The organism is Lactobacillus sp. UMNPBX12 (genome assembly GCF_002553955.1).
GTDB classification, from domain to species: Bacteria; Bacillota; Bacilli; order Lactobacillales; family Lactobacillaceae; genus Lactobacillus; species Lactobacillus crispatus.
The window spans coordinates 1-3,925 of the sequence record NZ_PCYY01000044.1; the positions used below are offsets into that span (position 1 = coordinate 1).

The following is a 3,925-nucleotide window of genomic DNA, read 5'->3' on the forward strand; positions in this document are numbered from 1 at the left end:
AACCCTTCTTTTTTTGTTATCTAATTTCTATTTACACAAGAATTTATACTGAACCATTTTAATGCCTTATATGAAAATGCTCGGCAAGCTGTCTATCGTTCAGCAAAGAGTAGCAAATCAGAACGTGCGCAAAAAAGAATAGCCGAATTCTTTACTTATTCGACTTGTCCACTTTGTCATGGTAGTCGTTTGAAACCAGAATTGTTACAACAGCTGGTCGGTAAGCAAAATATTAATCAGGTGGCTGAAATGCAGTTAGGTGATTTAGTTACCTGGGTTAAAGATGTGCAAGCAACTTTACCAACTAATATGCATAAAATGGCTCATTCGATTATTCAGGAGTTTTTGGATAATTTGCAACCATTATTAGACTTAGGGCTAGACTATTTGACTATGGCTAGAAGTGGAAATACCTTATCGACAGGTGAATTGCAACGAATTCAATTAGCAAGAACATTACGTACTGAAACTACTGGAGTTTTATATGTCTTGGATGAGCCTTCTATTGGTCTCCATCCTGCTAATGTTGCAGGATTAATTAAGGTTTTACGAAAATTAGTTGCTCAGGGCAATTCATTAGTAGTTGTTGATCATAATGTTGACATTATTAAAGCCGCTGATGAAGTAATTGAGATTGGACCAGGTTCAGGTAAAAAAGGTGGTCAGATTTTGGATCAAGATTCAATTACTGCGATCAAACATGATCAGCATTCTTTAATTCGACCATATTTGGATGGCAGTGCTAAGTTACTTGCCAGAGAGTCAGCCAATCAAATAAATTCCGATTCTATTTCATTTGAAGTAAAGCAATATTTTAATTTACATGATGTAAAAACTAAAATCCCATTAAACCAATTAACTGCAGTAACTGGTTTTTCAGGTGCCGGTAAAACTAGTTTGATTTTGGATAGTTTAGTGCCCGCTATTATAGCAAAAAGCAAAAGTGAAAAATTGCCAAAACAAATTAGTAGCTTTTCTAGCCCAATTTCAAATGTAGTAAGTGTTGATGCATCTCCAATTGGTAAAAGTACTCGGTCAACTGTAGCAACTTATACTTCAATTATGGACAATTTACGAAAGTTATATGCTAGTCAGCCACTCGCTAAAAAGAAGCATTATACGCCAAGTTGGTTTTCATATAATAATAAACAAGGAGCTTGTCCTACTTGTGGTGGTACAGGAATTGTGACTCTTGACATCCAATTTTTACCAGATATGCAACAAGTCTGTCCAACCTGTCATGGCGATCGTTATAATCAAGATGTACAAAAGGTGAAGTGGCATGATCTGTCAATTGTTGATGTCCTAAATCTAGATGTTAATGAAGCTCTACCGATTTTTGTTAAAGTGCCTAAGATTGAACGAGAGCTAAAATTGTTAAAAGAAGTAGGCTTGGATTACTTACATTTGGGAGAAGATACACCAACTTTGTCAGGTGGAGAAGCTCAGCGCCTTAAACTTGTTACTCATCTTAGTCATAAACAAAATGATACATTGTTTGTTTTCGATGAACCTACGATTGGCTTGCATCCTCTTGACGTGAAGGTTCTGGTCCAAGTAATGCAAAAGTTGTTAGCTCAGGGAGCTACCATTATTACAATCACTCATGATTTAAATTTAATTGTCAATTGTGATTACATGATTGATTTAGGCCCACGTGGTGGTAAAAACGGTGGTCGGATTGTCCAAGAGGGTAAGCCTTTAGAATTAAAGCAAAAGCCTGAAAGTTTAACGGCACACTATTTGGCCAATTATTTACATGATTTCAAAAATTTATTTTAATATTATATGAAAATATAATTAAATAAATTTATAGCAAACTGTAGCTAAAAAATAAGACATAGGAAGAAATAATATTTGAAACAGATCTAAGATTAATGTAATATTAAATATATATTAACTATCTACTTAATTTATATTAAGGTGAGAAAAATGAATTTGCTCAAACAGATCCGTGATCGAGGATTAATCTTAGATGGTGCAATGTCTACAGCTCTTGAGAAGTTAGGCATTGATACAAATAATGAACTTTGGACAGCAATTGCATTAGAACATAATCTTGCTCAAATTTATCAAGTACATATGAATTATTTTAAGGCTGGAGCCCAGATGGCAATTACTGATACTTATCAAGCAAATATCCCAGCTTTTGAAAAACATGGTTTTACACAAGACCAGGCTACTAAATTGATTACTAATGCAGTTCAAATTGCCAAAAAAGCCCGTGATGATTTTGCAAAGACAACGGGAATTCATAATTATGTAGCGGCTTCAGTAGGACCTTATGGTGCATATTTAGCTCAAGGGGATGAATTTCGCGGAGATTATTCTCTAACAACGGAGGAATATCTTAATTTTCATTTACCACGATTGAAGATTTTATTGGCAAATAAACCTGATTGTCTCGCACTTGAAACTCAGCCTAAATTGTATGAAGTTGTAGCAATCTTAGATTGGTTAAAGGAAAATGCTCCGGAAATTCCAGTGTATGTAAGTTTTACATTGCATGATACAACTAAAATTAGTGATGGCACTCCTTTAAAGCGGGTAGTGCAAAAGCTTAATGAATATGATCAAGTATTTGCGATTGGAGCCAATTGCTTTAAACCATTTTTAGCAACTGCAGTAATTGATAAAATTCATGATTTTACTGATAAACAAATTGTCATTTATCCTAACTTGGGTGGCGTTTATAACGAATTTGAGCGCAATTGGATTCCATTTAATGCAAAATTCGATTTTAAAAAGTTAAGTCAAGAGTGGTATGAACATGGTGCTAGAATAATAGGTGGCTGTTGTTCGACTACCGAAAAAGAAATTGGCCAAATTTCCGCCTTTTTTAAGACAATTAACAATACTAAAAGCAAATCAGTTAAATCAGAGCTAAAAAAGGTTAAAAATGATAGCAATATACAAATTTGATTTTTAAGAATTCATATACTTTTTTTGAAATTTATCAAGTAAAAATCTTTATCTTTTTATTTTTATTTGATATCATAGTAGCGGAGCGTGTGATGAGCGCTCCGAGGATGAAAAGGCTAAGCAAGATGTTTCTTATGACATCTGCTGATAGGAAGAAATTTGAAGGTGTAGAAAAGCCATTAAGGACATTTTCCTTAGTGACTTTTTATTTTTGCCCAAAATAAATAGCCGACTTATCGTCGACTATTTTTAATCTTAAAAATTATTTTTGTCTGTTTGTGGAGTAACTTTATCCCAAATTGCATCTACTAAGCCAATCCACATTAAGCCCATAGCAACTGAGCCGCAAACATCACTTGGCCAGTGAGCGTAGAGATAAACTCTTGAAATCATTACTAAAACAAGCCAAATAGCTAATAAAACAGTGAGCCAGATTTTAGCAGTTTTATTTTTAACTAAAGCTGGAATCAATATTAGTATTAGCCAGAAAACAATGATCGCCATTCCTAATGTGTGGCCACTAGGAAAACTGAAACCATCATCAGCAGCTAAGTGAGCAGCTGGTCGTGCCCGTTGGATTATATGTTTAACAATCCAACCAAAAGCATCAGCTGTAACTAGTGAAATGACAATACTTGCCGAAAGAGGACGCTGCTTTTTCAGCCAAAGAATGACAGCTATCAACAGCATCCAAACTAAGTCAACTTTAGTATCTGCTAAAAATGTAATTACATGCATAATGCTCTGCAGATTAGGAATACTGTGGACTAAGCCTTCAAAGAAATTGTCAAAGCCGGTAACCCAACTTGCATGAGCCATAATAGAGAATGCAAGAATCAAAAAGATCGGTAATCCGATACAAATAGAATAAATATTTTTTTTGCGCATTTTTTCCTCGTTTATACTTATTTTTATAACAATAATGAGTTTATCATAGAATATGAGTAGGAGACTGTCAAGAAGTTTGTGTAAATAATCTCTCTCGTTGATTGACTTTTTTATT

The 3,925-nt window shown here is 34.2% G+C and carries 2 protein-coding genes and 1 pseudogene; 2 read left to right on the plus strand and 1 reads right to left on the minus strand.

Annotated elements, in window-relative coordinates:
* Positions 1-45 precede the first annotated feature (45 nt).
* Positions 46-1,782, plus strand: a pseudogene (locus CP363_RS10250) (excinuclease ABC subunit UvrA); the annotation flags it as partial.
* A gap of 150 nt (positions 1,783-1,932) precedes the next feature.
* A complete protein-coding gene (gene mmuM, locus CP363_RS10255; RefSeq protein ID WP_089147190.1) occupies positions 1,933-2,922 on the plus strand; it encodes a homocysteine S-methyltransferase in 990 nt (329 codons plus the stop codon).
* Between the two features lie 255 nt (positions 2,923-3,177).
* On the opposite strand, the gene CP363_RS10265 is transcribed toward mmuM, so the two are convergent.
* Positions 3,178-3,810, minus strand: coding sequence for a phosphatase PAP2 family protein (locus CP363_RS10265; protein ID WP_089149941.1), 633 nt, complete (start codon positions 3,808-3,810; stop codon positions 3,178-3,180).
* Between the last annotated feature and the right edge of the window lie 115 nt (positions 3,811-3,925).

Excerpts from the sequence above, each read along its gene's own strand:
- mmuM (WP_089147190.1), top strand. The coding sequence starts at position 1,933 with ATGAATTTGCTCAAACAGATCCGTGATCGAGGATTAATCTTAGATGGT.
- CP363_RS10265 (WP_089149941.1), bottom strand. The coding sequence starts at position 3,810 with ATGCGCAAAAAAAATATTTATTCTATTTGTATCGGATTACCGATCTTT.